20 protein-coding genes and 2 pseudogenes are annotated in these 21,812 nt (G+C 73.3%); 6 read left to right on the plus strand and 16 right to left on the minus strand.

All coding sequences use genetic code 11. From position 1 onward, the window contains the following. Window positions 1-26: 26 nt before the first annotated feature. Genes ACQF4J_RS48210 through ACQF4J_RS48220 form a run of 3 tightly spaced genes read right to left on the minus strand, consistent with a single transcriptional unit; the run spans window position 27 to window position 3,732 of the window. Window positions 27-1,415 (minus strand): amidase, encoded by a 1,389-nt coding sequence (locus ACQF4J_RS48210; RefSeq protein ID WP_427168989.1) that lies wholly within the window; start codon window positions 1,413-1,415, stop codon window positions 27-29. An 11-nt stretch (window positions 1,416-1,426) separates the two neighbouring features. Continuing rightward, entirely contained in the window at window positions 1,427-3,406 is a 1,980-nt protein-coding gene (locus ACQF4J_RS48215; RefSeq protein WP_427168990.1) for a hypothetical protein, read from the minus strand. Further along, the gene (locus ACQF4J_RS48220) at window positions 3,403-3,732 is read right to left on the minus strand and encodes a 4Fe-4S ferredoxin (RefSeq protein ID WP_427168991.1); all 330 of its coding nucleotides are present in this window, start codon (window positions 3,730-3,732) and stop codon (window positions 3,403-3,405) included. The genes ACQF4J_RS48215 and ACQF4J_RS48220 overlap by 4 nt, the downstream gene beginning before the upstream one ends. Window positions 3,733-4,026: 294 nt before the next feature. Between ACQF4J_RS48220 and ACQF4J_RS48225 the strand changes: the two genes are divergently transcribed. From ACQF4J_RS48225 to ACQF4J_RS48235, 3 genes and pseudogenes are all read left to right on the plus strand, one after another. Beyond that, window positions 4,027-5,109, plus strand: coding sequence for a methyltransferase (locus ACQF4J_RS48225; RefSeq protein WP_427168993.1), 1,083 nt, complete (start codon window positions 4,027-4,029; stop codon window positions 5,107-5,109). 314 nt (window positions 5,110-5,423) lie between these two features. Then, the gene (locus tag ACQF4J_RS48230) at window positions 5,424-5,687 is read left to right on the plus strand and encodes a CopG family transcriptional regulator (RefSeq protein WP_351805290.1); all 264 of its coding nucleotides are present in this window, start codon (window positions 5,424-5,426) and stop codon (window positions 5,685-5,687) included. Beyond that, window positions 5,684-5,779 (plus strand): annotated as a pseudogene (locus tag ACQF4J_RS48235) (DNA-binding protein); the annotation flags it as partial. The gene ACQF4J_RS48230 and the pseudogene ACQF4J_RS48235, both read left to right, overlap by 4 nt. Before the next feature lie 72 nt (window positions 5,780-5,851). Here ACQF4J_RS48235 and ACQF4J_RS48240 read toward each other — a convergent pair. The 4 genes from ACQF4J_RS48240 to ACQF4J_RS48255 all read right to left on the minus strand — a co-directional run bounded on the left by ACQF4J_RS48240 (window position 5,852) and on the right by ACQF4J_RS48255 (window position 9,715). Then, complete coding sequence (locus ACQF4J_RS48240; RefSeq protein WP_351805288.1) at window positions 5,852-6,250, minus strand: PIN domain-containing protein; 399 nt, start codon at window positions 6,248-6,250, stop codon at window positions 5,852-5,854. Then, on the minus strand, window positions 6,238-6,489 hold the full coding sequence (locus ACQF4J_RS48245) for a type II toxin-antitoxin system Phd/YefM family antitoxin (protein WP_351805286.1): 252 nt from the start codon (window positions 6,487-6,489) through the stop codon (window positions 6,238-6,240). The genes ACQF4J_RS48240 and ACQF4J_RS48245 overlap by 13 nt, the downstream gene beginning before the upstream one ends. Before the next feature lie 89 nt (window positions 6,490-6,578). Next, window positions 6,579-8,117 carry an FAD-dependent monooxygenase gene (locus ACQF4J_RS48250; protein ID WP_427168994.1) on the minus strand — a complete coding sequence of 513 codons (1,539 nt, stop codon included), beginning with the start codon at window positions 8,115-8,117 and terminating at the stop codon, window positions 6,579-6,581. A 95-nt stretch (window positions 8,118-8,212) separates the two neighbouring features. After that, complete coding sequence (locus ACQF4J_RS48255) at window positions 8,213-9,715, minus strand: FAD-dependent oxidoreductase (protein WP_427168995.1); 1,503 nt, start codon at window positions 9,713-9,715, stop codon at window positions 8,213-8,215. Window positions 9,716-9,873: 158 nt separating this feature from the next. Between ACQF4J_RS48255 and ACQF4J_RS48260 the strand changes: the two genes are divergently transcribed. Beyond that, window positions 9,874-11,067: an RNA-guided endonuclease InsQ/TnpB family protein gene (locus tag ACQF4J_RS48260; RefSeq protein WP_427168996.1), complete on the plus strand. Its 1,194-nt coding sequence runs from the start codon at window positions 9,874-9,876 to the stop codon at window positions 11,065-11,067. A 35-nt stretch (window positions 11,068-11,102) separates the two neighbouring features. Here the strand turns inward: ACQF4J_RS48260 and ACQF4J_RS48265 are convergent, their stop codons facing one another. The 6 genes from ACQF4J_RS48265 to ACQF4J_RS48290 form a co-directional block, all read right to left on the minus strand. Beyond that, complete coding sequence (locus ACQF4J_RS48265) at window positions 11,103-12,044, minus strand: aromatase/cyclase (protein ID WP_351581748.1); 942 nt, start codon at window positions 12,042-12,044, stop codon at window positions 11,103-11,105. Between the two features lie 94 nt (window positions 12,045-12,138). Next, a complete protein-coding gene (gene fabG, locus ACQF4J_RS48270; protein ID WP_427168997.1) occupies window positions 12,139-12,924 on the minus strand; it encodes a 3-oxoacyl-ACP reductase FabG in 786 nt (261 codons plus the stop codon). A 24-nt stretch (window positions 12,925-12,948) separates the two neighbouring features. Continuing rightward, window positions 12,949-13,224: an acyl carrier protein gene (locus tag ACQF4J_RS48275; RefSeq protein ID WP_351805278.1), complete on the minus strand. Its 276-nt coding sequence runs from the start codon at window positions 13,222-13,224 to the stop codon at window positions 12,949-12,951. A gap of 94 nt (window positions 13,225-13,318) precedes the next feature. After that, window positions 13,319-13,648 (minus strand): TcmI family type II polyketide cyclase, encoded by a 330-nt coding sequence (locus ACQF4J_RS48280; RefSeq protein WP_427168998.1) that lies wholly within the window; start codon window positions 13,646-13,648, stop codon window positions 13,319-13,321. A 114-nt stretch (window positions 13,649-13,762) separates the two neighbouring features. Beyond that, window positions 13,763-14,458 carry an antibiotic biosynthesis monooxygenase gene (locus ACQF4J_RS48285; RefSeq protein WP_427168999.1) on the minus strand — a complete coding sequence of 232 codons (696 nt, stop codon included), beginning with the start codon at window positions 14,456-14,458 and terminating at the stop codon, window positions 13,763-13,765. Between the two features lie 55 nt (window positions 14,459-14,513). Next, a complete protein-coding gene (locus ACQF4J_RS48290; RefSeq protein ID WP_351581740.1) occupies window positions 14,514-15,992 on the minus strand; it encodes an FAD-dependent monooxygenase in 1,479 nt (492 codons plus the stop codon). 165 nt (window positions 15,993-16,157) lie between these two features. On the opposite strand from ACQF4J_RS48290, the gene ACQF4J_RS48295 reads away from it, so the two are divergent. Further along, on the plus strand, window positions 16,158-16,625 hold the full coding sequence (locus tag ACQF4J_RS48295; RefSeq protein WP_351581738.1) for a nuclear transport factor 2 family protein: 468 nt from the start codon (window positions 16,158-16,160) through the stop codon (window positions 16,623-16,625). A gap of 401 nt (window positions 16,626-17,026) precedes the next feature. On the opposite strand, the gene ACQF4J_RS48300 is transcribed toward ACQF4J_RS48295, so the two are convergent. The 3 genes from ACQF4J_RS48300 to ACQF4J_RS48310 form a co-directional block, all read right to left on the minus strand. Then, entirely contained in the window at window positions 17,027-18,043 is a 1,017-nt protein-coding gene (locus ACQF4J_RS48300; protein ID WP_427169000.1) for a 4'-phosphopantetheinyl transferase family protein, read from the minus strand. A 98-nt stretch (window positions 18,044-18,141) separates the two neighbouring features. After that, window positions 18,142-19,968: an acyl-CoA dehydrogenase gene (locus ACQF4J_RS48305; RefSeq protein WP_427169001.1), complete on the minus strand. Its 1,827-nt coding sequence runs from the start codon at window positions 19,966-19,968 to the stop codon at window positions 18,142-18,144. A gap of 124 nt (window positions 19,969-20,092) precedes the next feature. Beyond that, a complete protein-coding gene (locus ACQF4J_RS48310; protein ID WP_427169002.1) occupies window positions 20,093-21,088 on the minus strand; it encodes an aromatase/cyclase in 996 nt (331 codons plus the stop codon). A 358-nt stretch (window positions 21,089-21,446) separates the two neighbouring features. Between ACQF4J_RS48310 and ACQF4J_RS48315 the strand changes: the two are divergent. After that, window positions 21,447-21,521 (plus strand): annotated as a pseudogene (locus ACQF4J_RS48315) (methyltransferase); the annotation flags it as partial. Window positions 21,522-21,812 lie beyond the last annotated feature (291 nt).

Genomic DNA, 21,812 nt, shown 5'->3' on the forward strand with positions numbered 1-21,812 from the left:
GGAACGTCCTTTCGCGGGGCGTTGGGTTACCGGGCGCTCGCGGGCTGCAGGGTCCGCGCGGGGGGCGGCGCCGGGGTGCCCAGGTCCGACTCCAGGCGTCCGGCGAGCGAGAGGATGAGGTCGTCGCCGCCGACGGGGCCGACCAGTTGCACGCCCACCGGCAGGCCGGCGCGGGTGAGTCCGGCGGGCAGGGACAGGGCGGGCTGGCCGGTCATGTTGAAGGGGTAGGCGGCGGGCGCCCAGGCCAGCCACCGCAGATCGCGGGGGTCGGCCGCCCAGGGCGGGGCGATGGCGTCGTATGCGAACGGCTCGACGGGCACGGTGGCCATGGCCAGGACGTCGTAGTGGTCCATGACGGTGCGCAGGGTGGCGCGCAGGTTCTGGCGGACCTCTTCGGCGCGGATGACGTCGGCGGCGCCCAGGGTGCGCCCGTGGCGGATGACTTCCAGGCGGCCGGGATCGGCCCACTGGTCGTCCTCAGGGCGGGCGCCGGCGGCCTCGGAGGCGGCCAGGAGGTCGACGAGCGCGGGGTAGAGGCGTTCGCAGCGCACCTCGACGTCCTCGACCAGGTGGCCCTGGCCCGCAAGGGCCAGGCGGGCGTGGGCGGCGACGTGGCGGACCTCGTCGGTGGTGGTGTCGTAGTCGATCCAGCCGATGCGGAGCCCCCGGTCGGCGCGGGGGGCGTCGAGGGAGCCGAGGGCGGAGTCGGGGTCGGCCGGGTGGGGGCCGGCCATGACGTGGGCGAGCAGGGCGGCGTCGGCGACGGTGCGGGCCAGGGGGCCCTGGTGGGCGAGCCGGTCGGCGCTGTTGGGGACGTAGGGGATGCGGCCCAGGGTGGGTTTGTAGCCGACGACGCCGCAGAACGCGGCGGGGATGCGGATGGATCCGGCGCCGTCGGTGCCCAGGGCGGCGTCGCACAGGCCGGCGGCCACCGCGGCGGCGGCGCCGCCGCTGGAGCCGCCTGCGGTCAGGCGCGGGTCGTGGGGGTTGCGGACGGGCGGGGCGACGCGGGAGAGGGTGCAGGCGCTCCAGCCGTATTCGGAGGTGGCGGTCTTGCCGACGACGACGGCGCCGGCGGCGCGCAGCCGGGCCACGGCCGGGGCGTCCTGGCGGGGCCGGTCGTTGGGCAGCAGCGAGCCGCGGACGGTGGGCAGGTCGCGGGTCTGCAGCAGGTCCTTGACGGAGACGGTGACGCCGAGCAGCGGCCAGGTGCGCCAGGCGTCGGCGCCGCGTTCGCGGATGAGGGCATCGGCGCGGGTCGCGGCGCGCAGTGCCTCCTCGCCCGCGACGGCGACGTAGGCGTCGAGGGTGTCGTGTTCGCGGGCGGCGGCCAGGACAGCGGTGGTGTGCTCCAGGGCGCTCAGCTCGCCCCGCCGAAGGAGGTCTGTGGTGTGGCGGACACCGTGCGCGCTCATCGCTGGCCCGCTCATGACGCTCGGCGGACCTGACCGGTCAGGGAGTCCGCACCGGCCGGTGCACGGCCCGTGATGGACTCCCAGTGCCAGCCGGAGTCGAACGCGGTGACCTCCAGCCCGGTCCCGGCCGCGGCCAGTTGGGCGGCGAGCGAGGTGGCGCGGGCGATGAAGGCGGACACCTGGTGCGCGGCGAGCAGGTCCTGCTCGCCGAACGGCTCCCCGGCGCAGCGCAGCAGCCTCAGGTCCATGAAGCCCTCGAAGCGGCGGCCGTCGACGTCGACGGGCTGCGGGGAGCGGATGGAGAAGCGCACGTTGTTGTTGACGTGCCCGTGGTGGTGCTGGTCGGAGAAGAACGCCAGATCGGGGATGACGGGCGGCACGAAGTGGTCGCGGGCGGCGACCTCGGGCACCGGCGGCAGGTTGCCGGCGACGAAGTGCCAGGAGTTGTACTGCATCCGCGAGGACATCGCCCAGGCGGCGTCGGCGAGCGCGGCCGTCGAGTGGCCGAAGTGGGCGGCGGCCTCGGGGTGCGGCACCACACAGCAGAAGAAGTGGGTGATGTCCCAGTCGCAGATCTCCGCCCAGCTCTCGCCGCGCAGCGCGCGGATCAGGGCGGGCAGCGAGCGCATGCCGCGGCTCATGGCGAAGTCGGCGCCGAAGGCGGTGACGGTCGCGGACACCGCCTCATGGACCAGGCACTCCAGGCCGGTGGGGAAGGCGCCGTGCGGGCGGGCGAGCCAGCCGGGCGCGGCGGCCAGGTCCCGGCCGAGGTCGGCGAGCGTGTCGCCGCTCAGCGGCAGCCGGGTGCGCAGGTGCTCGGCGACGGCCGTCTGGCGGGAGCGGGCGGCGGGGCCGGGAGCGGCGGCCACACGCTCCACCTTGTGCATCAGCGCCCCGTGGATCTCGCGGTAGAGCTGGGCGCTGCGGCCCACCTGCCGGCGGCGTTCGCCCAGCGCGGCGGCGAGGTGGTCGAGGTCGGCGACGCGGTGGGAGGCGGGGGCGGGCACCGGCTCGGCGCCGGGCACGGGTACGGCGTTGTAGGTGCGGCGCACCCGTTCCAGGGTGTGGGCGACGTGGTCGACGCTCAGCTGGGTGCCGTTGGCCTCCTCGATGCGGCCGAAGCCGGCCGAGCGGATGAGCAGGGTGAGGCAGACGACCAGCTGGGTGTCCTGGTCCGACCACAGGTCCAGCGGCAGGCCGTGCAGGGCGCTCAGGGCGCAGTCGGGGTGGCCGGGCCACAGGGTCTTGCCGGTCAGGGTGTTGCGGCCGCGGAAGTTGGTGTACTGCGTGTCCTCCTGGTAGAGGACGAACGGGGCGGTGCGCAGGGCCGCCTCCCGGGCCTGGGCGACCAGCGCGTCGCGGCCCTTTTGGCCCTGCTCGGCCAGCCAGGCGCGGCAGTCGGCGGCGCGGGCGGCGCGCCGCCGGCTGCCGGCGTGCAGTTCGTGCCGGTAGCGGGCCAGGACCGTGCGGGTCCACGGCACGCGGCGCACGCCGCCGACCAGGTCGCGGGCCTCCAGGGGGCGGGCGCCGGGGGTGCGCACGGCGATGCGGCCGCTGGTGGTCAGGCCGATCTCGCCGCGGAAGACGGGCCGCTGATCGGAACCCCCAAAGGGGACGCCGGACTCCGCCCCCGTCGAGGCCACCGCGGCGGCGGGGGTCGGGGTGGGAGGGGCGGCGTCACGCCAGGTGAGTCCGCACAGGGCGTTCAGGGCGGCCTGCTCGGCCGAGTTCAGGGCGCGCAGCTGGACGTCGGCGGGGACGTGCCCGTCGAGGGTGAGCAGCACCTCCAAACCCGCTCGCAGGTCCGGTGCCTTGGCCGCGCGCTGCCAGACACGCTGCAGCAGGGCGGGGAAGCCGGCGTCCGCATCCCGGACGCGGTCGGGTGCGGCGGTGCTGCCGGCGGGCAGGCCGAGCCGGCTGGGACGGCGGCTGATCCGCTTCCTGGCGTGTGCGGCGCGGCGGGACTCGGGGCGCCCTGCGGAGTCCGTCATGCGGCACTCTCGGCGGTGAGCTCGATGTGGTTCCACATCGCGTCGCCGGTGGGGGTCCAGTCCTCGTCGACGTAGATGCAGTCGACCGGGCACTCCAGGACGCAGGCCGGACAGCCCGAGCACAGCTCGGGAACGATCACCACGTCCAGGCCGAGGTCGAAGACCGCGCCGAACTCCGCGGGGCAGCCGCGCAGACAGCTGTCGCAGGTGATGCACTCGGACGTCTCGATGCGCCGCGGCGGCTTCTTCCAGTTGTCGGCGCGCGAACGCCGGGCGATGCGCTCGGCGCGCTCCGACAGCGCGGCAGACGAGGCAAGCTTCTTCACGGGATCGGCCCCCTCCGGGACTCTTCTCGGCCCTGGCCGAGACGGACGGTGCCCATCGTTATCGGGCTCTCTCAACTGCCCCCGGAGCGCGGGTGGGGGCCAACTGGAGCCCCCCTCCCCCTCATTGAGCAAAGGGTGGGTGGGGGTGGCTCCAGCGGTGCGCGAGCGCGGCCCGTCCGCGCCGCCGGACCCTCGGTGTCCCAAAGGGGCGTCCGCGCGGCCGGGCCGCGCTCGCGCCCGACCTTGCCCGCCGCGGGCGCCCGCCGGCCGTCCGCCGCCCTCCCGGAGGAACCCATGCCGCTGCCGCCCGCCCGTGTCGTCCGAGTCGTCGAAGGCGTGCGCACCGCTCTGCAGAGGCTGGTGCGCAAGCTGGCCCCCGCACCGTTCTCGCTGCTGGAGATGGTGCAGGGCGCCATGCTCAGCCAGGCGATCTACGCCGCCGCGCAGCTGCGCGTGGCCGAGGCGCTGTGCGAGGGGCCGCTGCCCGTCGCGGATCTCGCCGAGCGGGTCGGCGCCCACCCCGAGACGCTGCACCGGCTGCTGCGGCTGCTCGCCTCCAACGGCATCTTCGCCGAGCGCAAGGACGGCCGTTTCGAACTGACCCCGATGGCAAAGGCGTTGCTGGAGGACGCGCCGATGTCGATGCGGGGCATCGCGGTGCTCATGGGGCATCCCATCCACTGGGAGGACTGGTCGCACTTCGTCGACGCGGTGCGCTCGGGGGAGCCGAGCCTGCCCACGCTGCGCGGCATGACGGCCTTTGAGTTCCTCGAGGCCAAGCCGGAGTACGGCGAGGTGTTCATGAAGGGCATGGGCGCGATGTCCGCCACCGAGACCGAACCGGTCCTGGCCGCCTACGACTTCTCCAAGTTCGGCACGGTCGTGGACTTCTGCGCCGGGCGCGGCGAGCTCCTCGCGGGCATCCTCAACCAGGCGCCGGGGGTGCGGGGCATCCTCGCCGACCCGCGGGTGGCCGACAGCGGTGCGGCCGACTACCTCGCCGGGCAGGGGGTCGCCGACCGGTGCGAGGTGGTGGCCGCCGACCTGTTCGGGCCGGTGCCCGAGGGCGGGGACGCCTACGTCCTCAAGCACATCGTGCACGACTGGCCCCAGGAGCGGGCCCTTCAGATTCTGCGCAACGTCCGGGCGGCGATGCGGCCGGGCGGGCGGCTGCTGCTGATGGAGATGGTCGTGCCGGACAAGCCGAACGCCGCGCACGCCTCGAAGCTGGTCGATCTGTGGCTGATGCTGCTGGTGGGCGGCCAGGAGCGCACCACCGGGCAGTACGCGCAGCTGCTGGCCGAGGCGGGCTTCCGCCTGGAGCGGGTGGTGCAGACCGCGGGGGCGATCTCGGTGGTGGAGGCCAGCGTCCGCTGACGGCCCGCGCATACGAGGGGGGTGCCGCCCGGGGATCCGGGCGGCACCCCTTCTTGCTCAGGTCCCCGCGGGCGTGCCGGTCAGAGAGCAGGAAGCCGCAGGCTCCGCAGAGCAGCGCGCCGACCCACCGCAGGTACCGGATGCGCTAGCGCTTGTCGGATGTTCGGGCTGCCGGCTGTGAGTTGAGCTGACAGTGCCGCCGGTCGCCGAGACACGGCGAACATGATCAGCACCAAGGAGCCCGGGCGCCGGCACGCAACGTGGGACCAAACCCTTCACCGGCCCGCCAGGGGATCCAAGCGAAGATAGGTGGCATGAGCGAGCCTACCGGCAAGTATTCGATCACCATGCCGCGCGACATCGCCGAGGCCGCCAAAGCCCGCAGCGGCGCCTCCGGGCTGTCCGCCTACGTGGCCGCCGCCGTAGCCCGCCAGATCGAACGCGACAATCTCAACGAACTCATCCAGGTAGCCGAGGCCGAGCACGGGCCCGTCACGGACGAGGAGATCCAGGCTCTTCGCGACCAGCTCCACCATGCCCGGCAGGAGCAGTCACAGGACGGGGCACACCCCGCGTGACCCGCTCTCCCGCCGTCCCCGGCGGCACCCTGGTCCTGGACAGCGAAGGGCTGGCCAAGGCCATCCTGCGTGACCGCACGGTCACCGGCTGGCCGCGCACGCCCTTCTGCATCGTGGGATGACCGCCCCATGCATGCGCATCACCAGCTGTCGTCCAGGACCCGTCACAACTGACGTACCCGAACGCCGGGAAGGTCGTCGAAACGGGCCCGCTTGTCGTGGGTGACCACGGTGCGAGCGGTGGTCAGCGCGGTGGCCGCGATGATCAGGTCGTGGGCACCCCGGGGCTGTCCGACTCTGCGAACATGCGCGAGCAGCCGGGCGTGTGCTCGGGCCACGTCCACGGTGTATTCCTCGACCGGGATGGTGGCGAGGACAGTATCGACGAAGGACTGGCGGGCGACCCGGTTGACGCCATCCGCCATTTCCACGCCCTGGAGCAGTTCCGCCGCCGTGATGGCGGCGATCGCCGGATCGTCGTCGTCGGCCAACGCCTGGTCGAGGGAGACCTTGCGGCGCTCGATCGCAATCAGCACGCCGGTGTCCAGGATCAGTCGCTCCACGGATCGTCCAGCGTCAGCAGGTCACGGGTGGCCGTCACGTCGTCCTCGAAGGCATCGTCGAGCGTACCGACATGACGCAGGAGAGCGTCCTTCACCGCCCGTCCCGTGGCCTCGGGCGCTGGCGCGAGCACGGCCAGACGCTTGCCTCCTCGGGTGATCACGATGGTTTCCCCACGTTCCGCCCGGTCCAGCACGGAGGCGAAGTTCCGTGATGCTTCGGTAGCGGTCATCGTCTTCATGAACTGATGTTCTCAGATAATCTGATACCCAGCAAGGCGCCGACCTCGCGGCCCCTTTCCTTCTGCCCCTGTGCCGTGCGGGTGGGGGGTCAGTGCTGGGCGGGGGTGCCGAACCAGCGGGTGAGGGCGGCCTGCAGGCCGTCGGTGGTGCCGGAGCCGGTCCAGGCGACGTGGCCGTCGGGGCGGACCAGGACGGCCGCCGCGCCCGCGAGGACCGTGTCGCGGCCGGCCGGAGAGGCGGTGACGGTGTCGACACGGCCGGACCAGGCGGCCGCGGCCTCGCGCACCCGGACGTCCCCGGTGAGGTCGAGGAGGAGGCCATGGCCGGCGTGCAGCAGCCGGAAGGTGTCGGTGACGCCGTCGGGGCCGGTCAGCTCAGTCTTGGGCAGGCGGCGCCCCAGCAGCGGGTGCACGTCCTGCCCCTCCCCCGCCCCCTCGCCGTCGCCGGTGTCCGCGCCGAGGTCGTAGCGGATGTCGAGGTGGGAGACGATGCCCGCCAGGTGGCGGCGGACCACGTCGTGGCCGGTGAGTTCGGTCAGGATGCTGCGCAGCGGTTCGGCCTTGGCGCCGCCGAGGAAGACCAGGCCCTGGGCGCGGGTGTTCATCAGCAGGCGGCGGCCCACCGGGTGGCGCTCGTCGTGGTAGGTGTCCAGCAGCGCCTCATCCGCGCGGCCGGTGGCGACGGCGGCGAGTTTGAAGCCGAGGTTGACGGCGTCCTGCACGCCGGTGCTCAATCCCTGCCCGCCGGCGGGCAGGTGGATGTGGGCGGCGTCCCCGGCGAGCAGCACCCGGCCGCGCCGGTAGTCGGCGGCCTGGCGGGTGGCGTCGCTGAAGAAGCTGACCCACTCGGCGCCGCCGCCGCTGATGTCCTCACCCGTGATGTGCTCCCACGCCTTGGCGACCTCTGCGAAGGTGACGGTGTCCTCGGCGCTGCGGGCGGCGGCGCCGTGCGGGCAGACGATGATGCGGTGCACGCCCTCTTTGAGGGGGGCGGCCATCACCATGCCGTTGGGCAGGGTCTCGCCGAGGTAGCGGGGGGTGAGGTCGACGCCGGTGATGTCGGCGAGGAACATCGCGCGGGTCGCCTCGGTGCCGGGGAAGTCGATGGAGGCGAGTTTGCGCACGGTGCTCTTGCCGCCGTCGCAGCCCACCAGGTAGCGGGCGCGCATCCGCCGTACGCCGTCGGGGGTGACGACGGTGATCTCGGCGTGGTCGCCGTCGAGGAAGGTCTCGTCGAGGGCGAGGACCTCGTGGCCGTGGCGGATGTCGGCGCCGAGGTCGGCCGCCCATCCGGCCAGGACCGCCTCGGTCTGGCTCTGCGGGATGCCGCGGGCGCCGAAGTGGGCGCCTTCGAGGGCGGTGAAGTCGAACTGGACGCCGCCGAAGTGGCCGACGTCGCTGACCGCCAGGCTCTCGCCCTGTCCGAAGCGGGGCAGGATGCCGCGCTGGTCGAAGACCTCCATGGCGCGGGCGGTGAAGCCCAGCCCGCGGGACTGGCCGGTGGGCTCGGCCAGCTTGTCGAGCACGATCACCTCGGCCCCGCCCAGGCGGAGTTCACCCGCGAGCATCAGTCCGGTCGGGCCTGCGCCGACGACGATGACGTCGGCGTCCATCGTGATGTCCTGCATGGCGGGGGATCCCTCTCAGTCAGCAAAACCGGGCTCGGTGGAGCGGGGGGTGGCGCAGTCGAGGCGGCCCGCGCAGGCCGCCGGGGGGCGGCGTTTTACGGGGATCCGAACCAGCGCTGGGCGGCCTCGGCGAGCCCGGCGCCGTCTGCTGCGCCCGCCCAGGCGACGTAGCCGTCGGGCCGGACCAGGACGGCGGACGCGGTATCCAGGGGTGAGCCGGGCTCTGTCTGGGCGGTGACGGTGTCGATGCGGTCGGCCAGGGCTGTGTTCATGGGCGGTGGCGGCCCGTGCAGGGCCAGCAGCAGTCCGCGCCCCGAGCGCAGCAGGTCGGCCGTGGTGCAGCGGGCCGCGCCGGTGCGCAGATCGGTGGGCGGCAGGCGCATCCCGTGCAGCGGGTGTGCGGGTCCGCCGACGTCGTAGCGGATGTCCAGGCCGCTGATCATGGCGGCCAGTTGGGTGCGCACGGCCTCGTGGGTGAGGAGTTCGGCCAGGACCGTGCGCAGCGGCTCGATGTCGGGGCCGCCCAGCAGCAGCAGGGCCTGGGCGCGGATGTTGCCCAGGACGGCGGCGCCGACCGCGGTGCGTTCGCTGTGGTAGCTGTCGAGCAGGCCGGCGGGGGCGGTGTGGTCGACGGCGGCGGCGAGTTTCCAGCCGAGGTTGTAGGCGTCCTGCAGGCCCAGGTTGAGGGCCTGGCCGCCGATGGGCATCTGGCGGTGGGCGGCGTCCCCGGCGAACAGGATCCGGCCGTGCCGGTAGTGGGTCAGGCGCCGGTTTTCGTCGTCGAAGCGGTTGACCCACAGCGGGGTGCCGGCGGTGATGTCCTCGCCGGTCACCTGTTTCCAGGCGGCGGTGACCTCGTCGTAGTGCGGCTCGCCGGCGCCTGCGCGGACCGTGGTGCCGAAGGCGTGGACCATCACCCGGGTGATGCCGGCCGGGTTGCGGGCGGCGACGGCGAACCCGCCGGGCAGGCGTTGGAAGCGCCGGTTGGGGATGTTCAGGCCTTCGACGTCGGCGCGCAGCAGTTCCCTCTCGGCCGGCGTGCCGGGGAAGTCGGCCTTCGTCAGGGCGCGCACGGTGGAGTCCTGGCCGTCGCAGGCCACCAGGTAGTCGGCGCGCAGGGTGAGGGGGGTGCCGTGGCGGGATGTGGCGGCCGCTTCGACGTGGGTGCCGTGGTCGTGGACGGCGTGCAGGGTGTGCCCGCACGTGAGGTCGGCGCCCAGGCCCAGGGCCCATTCCTCCAGGACGGCCTCGGTCTTGGTCTGCGCAACCTTCCACTGGCCGGGGTAGGGGCCGGGCAGGGTGAGGTCCAGGGGGATGCCGCCGAAGTGGCCGCGCACCTCGCACGGCGGACGGCCGAGGTCGGCGAGCAGGCCGCGGCTGTCGAGGATCTCCATGGTGCGGGCGTGCAGGGTGGAGGCGCGGGAGGCGGTGGCGGGGCCGTGGCGGCGCTCGATGAGCGTCACCCGGATGCCGCGCAGGGCCAGTTCCCCGGCGAGCAGCAGGCCGACGGGGCCCGCGCCGACGACGATCACCTGGGTGTCGAGCGTCGGCGCGGGCCCGGTGCGCGGCGCCCGGTGCTCCGGGTGCGGGGCGTTCATCGGAGTCTTCCTTCGTGGATATCCCGGCCTTCAGGCCGGGGAGGAAACGAAGCTTCTGCGGAGCAGGGCAGGGAAAGCCGGTTCGCCGCCGGGGCGGACCGGCGTCGATTTCCACGAACCGGCAGATGGTCACAAGCAGACGGGATAGTTTGTGAGCCGTGACCGCTGGCGTGAAGCGGGCGTTCAAGTACCGCTTCTATCCGACCGGTGCGCAGGCAGCCGAGCTGTCGCGCACGTTCGGATGCGTGCGGAAGGTCTACAACCTGGCCCTTGCGGCGCGCACGGAAGCGTGGACGAGGCAGCAGCGGGTGAACTACCACCAGACGTCGGCGATGCTGACGGCCTGGAAGAAGACCGAGGAACTCGCCTACCTCAACGAGGTCTCCTGCGTGCCGCTCCAGCAGGCTCTGCGGCACCTTCAGACGGCGTTCGCGAACTTCTTCGGCAAGCGGGCGAAGTACCCGCGGTTCAAATCGCGGAAGAAGTCGCTGAAGTCGGCGGAGTACACCACCAGCGCCTTCCGGTTCCGCAACGGCAGGCTGACCCTGGCGAAGATGGCTGAGCCGCTGGACATCGTGTGGTCCCGTCCGCTTCCGGCAGGTGCGTCGCCGTCCACCGTGACGGTGTCCAAGGACGCGGCCGGACGCTGGTATGTGTCCCTGCTGTGTGAGGACCCGTGCCTGCAGCCACTTCCCCCCACCGACGCGGCCGTCGGCGTCGACGTCGGCCTCGACCACCTGCTGACCCTCTCGAGTGGGGAGAAGGTCTCCAATCCCCGGCACGAGCGGCGCGACCGAGCCCGCCTGGCCACGGCGCAGCGGCAGCTTGCCCGCAAGGCCAGCGGGGATGGAGCGAACCGGGCCAAGGCGCGCCGGAAGGTGGCCAAGGTCTACGCCCGCATCACCGACCGCAGGCGCGACCACCTGCACAAACTCACCACGCGTCTCGTTCGTGAAAACCAAACGATCGTGATCGAGGACCTCGCCGTCCGGAACATGATGAAGAACGGCAGCCTGGCCCGCGCCATCAGCGATGCGGCCTGGTCCGATTTCCGGAGCATGCTGGAATACAAGGCCCAGTGGTACGGCCGCGCAGTGATCGCGATCGACCGATGGTTCCCCTCCTCCAAGCTGTGCTCCGCCTGCGGCACCTTGCAGGACAAGATGCCGCTCAACGTCCGGACATGGACGTGCGGCTGCGGCACGACCCACGACCGGGACGTGAACGCGGCGAAGAACATCCTGGCCGTCGGGCTGACGGCGTCTGTCTGTGGAGCTGATGTGAGACCTCAACGGAGCACTCCGGGCGGGCAGTCGGCGATGAAGCAGAAAACCCCACGGCGCGAGCCGTAGGAATCCCCCTCCATCAGGAGGGAGAGGAAGTCAAGTCAGCGGTTCCGCTCCGCGTAGGTCTTGGCGTGGTTCAGGGTGGCGAGGCTGTTGGTGCTCAGCGCGCTGTGCACGTAGGCGCGGGCGTCGGCGACGGTGGCCTGAGGTCCCAGGATGCGGGCGATGTTGTCGGTGTTGAGGGTGACGGTGTGCTGGGAGCTGGCGGTGGCGCCCTCCTCGGTCTCCTGAAACGTCCACACCCCGGTGTGCAGGGTCATCAGCGCCGGCAGGGTGACCTGCTTGTAGGCGATGCGGTGCTGGCCCAGGACGACCCGGTAGGACTTGGTGGTGTGGGTGGAGCCGTCCTTGGCCCGGGTGTCCATCTCCAGTTCCTGCAGGCCGGGGGTGTTTTCGGTGAAGCGGACGCGGGCGACGTGCGGCAGCCGCTCACTCCAGCGGCCGGCGTCGTTGACGAAGTCGAAGGCGTCCTTGGCGGCGCCGTCGATAACGACGGTGTCGGTGAAGGAGAAGGTCAGCTGCTGGGTGTCGGCGGCGTGGGCCTGCTCGACGTTGTCCTTCAGCGCGGCGAGTTCGCTGCGGCTGTTTCTGTCCACGGCCCGCTCGATCCACAGCAGGTCGTGGGGGTCGTCGCCGACGGCCCGGTAGTCGTGCAGGAGCCGCACCCGGCAGGTGTCCTCGTCCAGGGGCTCGATGATCCAGGTGCCGCCCATGGCGGCGACCGGCGGGGCGGGCACCTCCTGGCGGAAGGTGATGCGCAGGGATCCGGCGTCGAGGGTGCGGCGCGAGGTCCAGGTCTTGGGCTCGTCGTTGGCGGTGGCCCAGATACGGATGCGCTCCTGGCCGCTGCCGGTCTCCTCCCGGTCGACGTGGATGGTGGGCGGGAAGATCCGCGGCCAGTTGGTCACCTCGGCCAGGAGGCGGTAGACGGCGGCGGCGGGCGCGCTGATGGTGATCTCGTGCTCGACCTCACGAGTCGTCATGACGGCTTCTCCTCGGTGGGACCGGCGGTGCGGAAGAACAACACGGCGGAACAGGGCTTGGGCGGGGGGTGGCGGGGGGGGCGGGGCGGGTGTGTCAGAAGTTGCCGAGGCCGCCGCAGACGTTGAGGGCCTGGGAGGTGATGGAGGCGGCGGTGTCGGAGGCCAGGTAGCCGACCAGGCCGGCGACCTCCTGGGGGGTGGAGTAGCGGCCGAGGGGGATCTTGGCCTGGAACTTGGTGAGGATCTCCTCCTCGGTGGTGTCGTAGGCGGCGGCGTAGCCCTGGCGCACCCGCTGGGCCATCGGCGTCTCGACGTAGCCGGGGCAGACGGCGTTGACGGTGATGCCGGTGGGGGCCAGCTCGTTGCCGAGCGCCTTGGTGAAGCCGACGACGCCGTGCTTGGAGGCCGAGTAGGGGGCGCCCAGGACGACGCCCTGCTTGCCGGCGGTGGAGGCGATGTTGATGATCCGGCCGCGGTCCTTGGTGCGCATGCCGCCCGAGGTCAGCACCTCGCGGGTCATGCGGAAGACGCTGGTGAGGTTGGTGTCGATGACGTCGTCCCACAGCTCGTCGGTGATATCGGCGGTGGGGCCGCCGCCGGAGCGCCCGGCGTTGTTGACGAGCACGTCGACGGTGCCGAACGCGGCGACGGCGGCGCGCACGAACTCCTTGACGGAGGCGGCGTCGCGGACGTCGAGCCGGCGGCCGTCGACGTCCAGGCCGTCCTCGCGCAGCGCCTTGGCGGTGGCTTCGACGGTGTCGGCGTCGCGGGCGCCGATGAAGACCCGGTGGCCCTGGCGGGCCAGCAGGCGGGCGACCTCCAGGCCGATGCCGCTGGTCGCCCCGGTGACCAGGGCGACCCGTCCGGTGGTGTCGGACATGAGTGAGCTCCCTCATCTTCCTTTTCAGGCGGCCCGGGCGCCGGCCGGGGCCAGCTGGGCGTTGACGGCGTCGATCAGGTCCCGCGGTGTGAGCTCCTCGCTGAGGTCGTCGTCGTCCAGGACGATGCCGTACTCGCGTTCGATGCGGCCGCCGGTCTCCAGCAGGGCGATGGACTCATAGCCCAGCACCTCGAAGGAGGTGTCCTGGATGTCCGCGGCGAGGTCGACGTTCTCGTCGGCGCCCGCGGCCTCGAGCAGGATCCGCCGCAGGTCGTCGAGGGTGAACTGGATGCTGGCCATGGGGTGCTTCCTTTGAGTCTCGGGGCGCATGGGGCCCCAGCTGAACGGTCTTCATACGCCGCGCAAGCCACGGCCCGGCGGGCTGGGTGCCGGTTCAGGCGGGCGCCTGCCACCGGTAGAAACGCTGTGCCATGGCGTCGGCCGGGGACCGCCAGGTCGCGGGGTCGTAGGGGTCGATGAACGGCTTGAGGTCGTCGCTGATCTGCACGAAGCGCGGGTCGTCCTTGGCGCCCTGGATCAGTGCGCCGCCGTTGTCGGCGTCGAAGTCCTGCAGGTGGAAGTACAGGCCGTTGAAGGCGAACAGCTGGCGCCGCCGGGTGCCCATGCGGTGCGGCATGTCGGTGGCGTCGAACTCGGCGAACAGCCGGGCGACGTCCGCGCTCGCACCGGGCGCCATACGGGCCACGATCAGCGTGCTGTGCATCAGTTCTCGCTCCTAGACAGGGGATGCGGCAGGGTCACCGGCAGCCCGCTCACGGGCCGATCCACGCCGGCCGGCCCGCTCCTTCGGGGCCGGCCGAGAAAGGGGGGGCGGGGGTTACCGGCCCGCGGCGCGGGTGTGCACCACGCGGTAGGTGTTGGCGTCGCTGGCGACCGTCAGCTCGGCGATGCGCTCGTCGTTGGCGCGGCGGGGCTCCGGCTTGCGCGCGTGCGGCAGGCTGCGGAAGGCGTCGTAGCTGTCCTTGCTGTCCCACTGGGAGTACACGACGGCGAAGGCGCCCTCGACGAACATGGCGCGCAGGCCCTTGAAGACGCAGTGCGAGCGGTAGCCGGGAACGTCCACCAGCCAGCTCTGGCCCTCGCCCAGGAGTTTGATCAGATCGGCCTGGTCGGCCTCGCCGACCCGGTGGACCTCGATGGCGGTGTAGTCGTCGCGGTCCGGGGAGACCTCGATCCGGCCGCCGAGGGCGGGGTGGGTCTGGGTGAAGACGATCTCGTTCTGCAGCAGCCGGATCGCCGTGGTGATCTCCCTGAAGACGGGCAGCGTGCGGTGCTTGAACTCCTCGCCGGAGTAGCGCTTTTGCAGGTCCTCGCCGCTGCGCCACTGGATCAGGTTGGCGGTGCCGGGGCTGTCCTGCCCGGCGTGCACGGTGGAGGAGATCCACCCCTCGTAGGCCGCCGCGTCGACGATCTTGCCCATTTCGGTGAGCAGCTGGTCCTGGTGGGCGGGGGTGTCGGTGGTGAACAGGTTCAGGACGGTCAGGTAGTTGTCCTCGGTGGAGATGATCGGCATGGTTTTCTTCGCTTCCTTAAGGGAGGGGACGTGCGGTGAGGGGCGGGCCCCGGTGTCAGTCGGCGGGGCCGAACCAGCGGGTCAGCGCGCGGGTCAGCGGCATGCCGCTCGCGGCGGCGCCGGGGCCCTCGCCGGGGCCGCCGACCCAGGCGACGTAGCCGTCGGGACGGACCAGGACGGCGCCCAGGTCCTCGTCCTCGGGCCGCTGGACGGTGACGGTGTCGACCCGGTCGGACCACCCCTTCGCCGCGGCGCGCAGTTCGGCGCTGCCGGCCAGGTCGAGCAGCAGACCGCGCCCGGACGCAAGCAGGCTCAGCACGCTCTGCTTGACGCCGTCGCGGGTGACCTGCCGGTCGGGAAGGCGGCGGCCGAGCAGCGGATGGCCCTCGCCGCCGACGTCGTGGCGGATGTCGAGGCCGGTGACCATGCCCACCAGGTGGCGCTGCACCTCCTCGTGCCGCACCAGCTCGCCGAACACCTGGCGCAGCGGGTCGACTTCATCGCCGCCGAGGTAGAGGGTGCGCTGGGCGAGGGTGTTGGCCAGGATGCGGGCGCCGACCGGGTGGCGCTCGGCGTGGTAGGTGTCGAGCAGGTGCTCGCCGGCGCGGCCCTTGACGGCCAGGGCGAGTTTCCAGCCGAGGTTGACGGCGTCCTGGATGCCGGCGCTCATGCCCTGGGCGCCGATGGGCAGGTGGATGTGGGCGGCGTCACCGGCGACGAAGACCCGGCCGCTGCGGTATGCCGCGGCCTGGCGGCTGACGTCGGTGGTGGAGGACACCCACAGCGCTGTGGCGCCGCTGATGTCCTCGCCGGACAGGCGCCCAAAGGCCTCGGCGACCTCGGCGAAGGTGATCGGGCCGGGGTCGGTGCGCAGCGGCTGGGCGCGGTCGTAGTAGATGACGCGGGCGCGGTCCGGGCCCAGCGGCAGCACCATGACCATGCCGCCGGGCACCGGCTCCCCGCTGAAGCGCGGGCGCAGCCGGACGCCGGTGACGTCGGCGAAGCGCAGCTCGACGGTGGGCGCGGTGCCGGGGAAGTCGATGCCCGCGGACGTGCGCACCACGCTGCGGGCGCCGTCGCAGCCCACGACGTAGCGGGCGCGCAGCGCGCCGGTGCCGCCGCCGAGCTCGACGGTGACTGCGTCGTCGTCCTGTGCGACGCCGGTGACCTCGGTGCCGCGGCGGACCTTGACGCCGCGCTCGGCGATCCAGCCGGCGAGCATGGCCTCGGTCCGCGCCTGGGGGATGCCGCGGGCGCCGTAGGAACCGCCCTCAAGGACGCGGTAGTCGAGCGGCACACCGCCGAAATGACCGAAGGGAATGACGTCGACGTCACCGAGCCGGGAAATCAGTCCGCGCTGGGCGAATTCCTCGATCGTGCGCGCGGAAAAGCCGAGGGCACGGGATTCCCCGATGGGCTCGGCAAGCCGGTCGACGACCAGGACCGCAACTCCATTGAGACTCAACTCGCCTGCGAGCATGAGTCCGGTGGGACCTGCTCCGACGACGATCACGTCCGCGTCAAAGGTATTCATCCGCCCTCTCCCGACTGGTATTCGACGAGTATTGCCGGGCCACGGAAGAACGGTAAAGACAATGCGGTACAGGCTTTATGCAATCCGTTACAGAACTCTGTCGGCAATGTCAGATCTTTGGCAGGAACCTGGTGAGGCGGGCGCGGGCGGCACCATGCTCGGGCGGTGACTTCCAACCATCTCGCCGCCCCGGCCGCCCCGGCCGCCGATGCCGCCGAGGCCACTGTGGTCGGGGACCTGCTGGGCCGTTATCTGATCGCGCTCGACGACGGGGAACTCGACGACGCCTGGGCCCGGAGCCTGTTCACCGAGGACGCGGTCGTCACCTTCCCGATGAGCGAGCACGCGGGGTGCGCCGGGCTCGCCGCGTGGCACCGGGCCTCCCTGGCGGCATTCGCCCGCACCCAGCACCTGGGCTCGCCGCCGGTGGTGGACGTCGAGGGCGAGCGTGCCGTCTTCCGCGCCCACGTGCTGACCACGCACGTCCACCGCCCCGGCGGGAGCGGGCCGGCGCTGTTCCGCGCGGGCACCCTCGCCCGCGGCCGGGCCCGCAGGACCCGGGAGGGGTGGCGGATGAGCGAGCTGTCGTTCCGGGTGCTGTTCACCGAGGGAGAGCCGCCGCGCCGGGCCTGAGCCGGCGGATGCCGGATCCGCGGCGGCATCCCGGCCGCACGGTGCCGGATCCGGCTGGGGGCGGACGGACCGCACGGTTGCCGGGTTCTGCTTGCGGCCGGGCCGCACGGCACCTGCCCCGCGCGCCGGGACCACGGCTCCGTCCCGCCTGCCGGGGCCACGGCGCCGTGCCACCCCTGGGCTGCACGGCACCTGCCCCGCCCGCCGGGACCACGGACTCGTATCGCCTGCCGGGGCCACGGGCCCGTATCGCCTGCCGGGCCGGCCCGGCGCCCTCCGTCGGTGACCTGCACGAGGTCAACCGGTGGGTGCAGGGGGCCGCACCGCCCGCGGGATCCACGGGTGCGTACCGCCCGCCGTACCGCACGGGTCCGCCCGGCCGCCGGTCCCCCGGCGGGGGTTCAGATGTCCACGGTCGGGGTGTCCTGTCCGGGCGGTGTCATGGCGGTGAGCAGCCGGCGGTCCAGCATGGTGCCGACCGAGGTGTCGCCGGCCGGGTCGAGTCCGGCGTCGTGGCAGGCGGCGCTGACGAGGTAGCGGCCGAGCACCGGGTAGGTGGCGAACGCCCATTCCTCGCCCAGGGCCGCGGTGCCGTCGGGGGTGCGCAGGCCTCCGAGGGCGAGGCCGAAGCCGAACTCGGTGAAGGGCAGCCGCATGCCCTGCCCGAGCGCCTTGGTGTAGGCCTCCTTCAGCGTCCACAGGCGCAGCAGGCCCGCCGCGCGCTGGTGGGCGGGCAGGGCGTCGAGTTCCGCCGCCTCGGCCGGGGTGCACATCGCGCGCCGCATCAGGCCCGCGTCGAAGCGGCGGTCCGCGCGCTCGGCGTCCAGGCCCATCCGGCCCATCCGGCTGATGCCCACGGCCATCAGCTCACCGGTGTGCGTCAGACCCACCTCCACCTGGTCCAGTCCGCGCAGGTAGGGGCGGCCGCCGAGCCGGTAGGCGATGTCGATGTCCTCGGCTTCGATGCCCAGCGCGGCCGCCGCGGTGTACTTGATCAGCAGCCGGGAGGCGGCGAAGCGGCAGCGGACCGCGGGGTCGTCTGTGCGCTCGTAGCGGCTGAAGTCGCGGCCCAGCAGCGGCCTGAGCCGCGGCGTGGTGAGCACCGCCGGCAGCCACTCGGTCCACGTCGCGTACGCCACCGTGGCCCCGCGGTCCAGGAGGTTCTCCCTGACCTTGAGCCAGGAGCTGTCGGGGCGCGGGATGTGCACGGGCGGGGCGACGGCGGAGCCGCGCGCGGTGGCGACGGTGCCCAGGGCGCTCAGGCGGTGCAGGGCGGCCAGGACGCCGGCGCTGTCGCGCGCGTCGATGTCGTCGGTGACGCCGTCGTCGGCGACGTGGTCATCGGTGACGTGGTCGCCGGTGACGTGGTCGCCGCTGACGTGGTCGCCGCGCAGGTGCGCGGGCTCACCGGGGTGCACGGGGTTCGCCTCCTTGGCTGCTCGTTCCGGCCCGCCGCTGTGCTGGGGGTCGCGGGCTCCGCCCGGCCGGGAAGAATCGTTTCTGTCCGGGTGGGGTCTCACGCGAGCCGCATCCCGTACAGGTCGAAGCTGTGTCCGTGCCGGTAGCGGTCCACCAGGGCGGCGGCGAGGTCCGGCGTGACGCCGTCCGGCACGTCGGGCACCTCCAGGCCCAGGCGGCGGGCGAAGCGGGTCAGGGCCAGCAGCGCCCAGTCGGGTTCGGCCAGCAGGGCGCCGTCCGGGCCGGCCAGGGCGGCGTTCTCGCAGACGGCCAGGCAGGAGGCGGCGGCCAGCAGCAGGCAGTACCGGTCGACCAGGACGTAGGCGGCCGGGGAGGGCGCCCTGGTCTGCGGGCGCCCGAACAGCGTGGCGCAGCGCTCGGCGAGGCTGTGCACCTCGGCGGCCAGAGCGCGGCCCAGGTCGGCCAGGGCCGCCCACCGCGGGCCTTGGGCGCGTTTGCCGTCGAGCCGGGCGGCGGCACCGAGCAGCGCGGCGAGCATGCCGTCGCAGGCGTGGTGGGGGTCGTGGGGCTCGGCGTGAAGCCGCCGGAAGTCGAACGCGGCCCCTGGGGCGCGGCGTGCGCCGGGGGTGAACAGGGCGGCGGGGGCCTCGCGCCAGGGCTCGCCCCGCCGGGCGGCGTGGCCCAGGGTGCGAAGGTGGGGCACGAGCACGGCCTGGGTGTCGGCGGTCCCGGCGTGGCCGAGGCCGGCCACCGGCAGGTCGCGCACGAGTTTTTGGAAGCCGCCGTAGGCGGGGCCGCGGTCGTAGCCGCGGGCGCCGAGCACCGCGGCGAGTTCGTCGAGGTCCTCGTGCAGCAGCGCGGACACGGCGTACTTGACGGCGGCCGAGGGGATGAGGGCGTACTCGGGGGCCAGGTCGAGCAGGCGCAGCCCGGCGACGGCGAGACTGTCGCAGGCCAGCAGGTCGGCGAAGACGCCGGCCAGGACCCGGCCGCGGCGCCCGCCCAGCACCAGGCCGCGGCTCGAGTCGCCCAGGGCCCTTACGGCGTAGCGCAGCGCGCTGTCCATCCCGGCGACCAGGGCGCCGCCGGAGACCAGGGCCCGGCTGACCTGGAAGGTGCGCAGGGACAGGTGGATGCCCTCGCCGAGGCGGCCGATGAGGGCGTCGGCGGGCACCGGGCACTGCTCAAGGTCCAGTCCGGCGTAGTGGGCGCCGCGCATGCCGTGGGTGCGGGCGCGCGGCAGCCGGTGCACGGCATGGGAGGGGAGCCGGTCGGTTTCCAGCAGGAACACCGAGTGGCTGTCGGGGCCGTCGCCGTCGGCGGTGCGCGCGTAGGCGACGAAGGCGTCGGCGCGGTCGGCGTTGATGACGACGTCCTTGCGGCCGTCCACCACATACCCGCCGCCCGGGGCGGGGTGCGCGCTGTACTCGCCGCGCAGGATGGCGTTGGCGTGCGCGAACTCGCGGTGCAGGATGGTGATGCGGCCGCCGCCCAGCAGGCGCCGGGCGGTGTCCTGGCGCTGGCGTTCGTCGCCGGCCGTCCACACCACCGACGCGGCGAACAGGGCGGTCATCCCGGCGCCGAAACCGAGGGCGACGTCCCGGCGGAAGAGCGGCCGCAGCACCTGCGCCAGGTCCTCGACACCGGCGAGGCGGCCGCCCAGCGGCCCGGGCACGAACTCCGCGCCCAGGCCGAAGCTCTCCAGGAGTTCCTCGGTGGCCGCGGGCGCCTGGCGGCGTTCGTCGGCGGCCAGCAGCGCCCGCTGGCCGTGCGGGTTGTCGTCGGCGAAGGGGTCACCGAGCAGATCCTCGACGTACTGGGCGCGTGCGGCGCCGTCCCCGCACACCCGCAGGCGGGCGGTAGGTATGCGGGGACGTGCCGCGGCCCCGGGCACGAGGGCGCCCGCGGTCAGGTTGTCGTTCACGTGGGACCTCCACAACTCCGGCCCGGGCGGCCCGGGCGGCCGGTGCGGACGGAAAACCGTTCGGCGCGATGAGCGCGATCTGCGGCGGCCGGGCCGGCCGCGCGGCTCGCACCCGGCGGGCGGCTCACACCCGGCGGGCGAGCGCGTCCTGGGCGTGCCGGCGGGCCAGCTGCAGCGCGGCGGCGCTCTCCCGGGCGAGCCGTGCGCGCAGCGCCTCACGCGCCCCGCGCACCGCTTCGGCCCCCTCGCCGTAGCGCTCGCGCACGCCGTCCTCGTCGAGCACCGCGTGGTGGCGGGCGACGACGGTGACGCCCTCGCCCCAGGGGTCGGGGTCGACCGACCACTCCCCCGTGTGCGCGGCCAGCAGCGCGGGCTGCTCGCTGTCGCGGATGTCCTTGTAGACGATGCGTCCGGCGTGCGGGAAGCCGATCCGCACCGATTCGGTGGTGCGCGTCCCGCCGTCGCCGCCGGCCGCGGGCAGTTCCACGGTCATCAGCTGCACCCCGGGAGTGCGCTCGGACACCTCGATCCGTCCGGCGCCCGGCACAGCGCCGGACGCGGCGCCGGCCCGGTCGCCGAAGCGGTGCAGGAAGTCGTAGACCGGCTCCACGGGCGCGTCGATGTGCACCGATTCCTCGAAGGACAGCACCAGGTGGTCCAGGCGGCGCCAGCGCTCGGCGAGCCGTTTGAGGTTGGCCAGCGCGGCCCGCGTGTTGGCGGTGGTGGCCCGCTTGACCCAGTCGACGTCCGCGCGCGCGTTGTCGGCGACGGCGAAGTCGTTGCGCAGGGTCACCAGGGACTTCTCCGGGCCCCGGGGCTCCACGCTCCAGCTGCCGCCCATCGAGGTCACCGGGCGGGGCAGCACCTCCTGCCGGAACTCCACCCGGTGCGCGACGGGGTCCAGGACCCGCCGCGTGGTCCAGGACTTGATCTCGCCGTTGGCGGTCACCCACATCCGCAGCCGCTCCGAGGCACCGTCGAACTCCAGCTGTTCGACATGGACCGTGGGCGGCAGGAAGACCGGCCAGCGCAGGGCGTCCGCGATCAGGCCGTAGAGCACGCCGGCCGGGGCGTCCACCTCCGCGTGCTGGGCCATACGGTGCACCGGCGCGAGGTACATCCACCACACCCCTTTTCTCGTCTCGGATGTCCGAAAGACCGGGCCGGGACACAGAACACCGCGGCCGGCCCGGCTCGTATACAGGCTCGCCATGGACTGTGTCCTGATCGGGTGGAGAACACCTCGGCCGCCACCGGAGTACGGCTCGAATCCGCAGCACGGCACCGGCCAGGCCGCCCGCGGGGCGTCCCCGTGCGACGCCGGCTCCACCCGGGCCCGACCACCGCGGGCGACCCTGCGGGCCCGGCCGGGGGCACGAAGGTGCGGGGCGGGAGGGTGCGGGGCGGGAGGGTGCGGGGGCACGAGGGTGCGGGGCGGGAGGGCGCGGGGCGGGAGTACGGAAGTGCGGGCCGGGCGACGCTTCATCCCGGGCCGCGCCCTGGACGTCCTGCCCCGCCTCGCGGACGCCGGCTACGACCTCGTCTTCTGCGACCCGGGGGTGCGCCCCGTGTCCCTCAACGGACCGGCCTACGGTCCGCCGGGGTGGCTGCGGGGTGCTGGGGATGCAACAGCCCCTCCGCCGCTGCCGCGGTCGTCCGCGGCCGGCGTCGCGCGTGGCCGGCCGCGCGTGTGGCCGTCGTCGCGTGTGGCTGCTCCCCCGTTGGACGTGTGCCCCCTGCCGCTCGCGGTGGCCAGGGACATGGGTTTGCCCGGTCGCCCGTCTGCCCGGGCCGGCGATGCGGCGGATCGCCGGCCTCTGTCCCCGGCGAGGCCCTGCTCAATC

Source organism: Streptomyces sp. C1-1 (genome assembly GCF_050214755.1).
Taxonomy (GTDB): domain Bacteria; phylum Actinomycetota; class Actinomycetes; order Streptomycetales; family Streptomycetaceae; genus Streptomyces.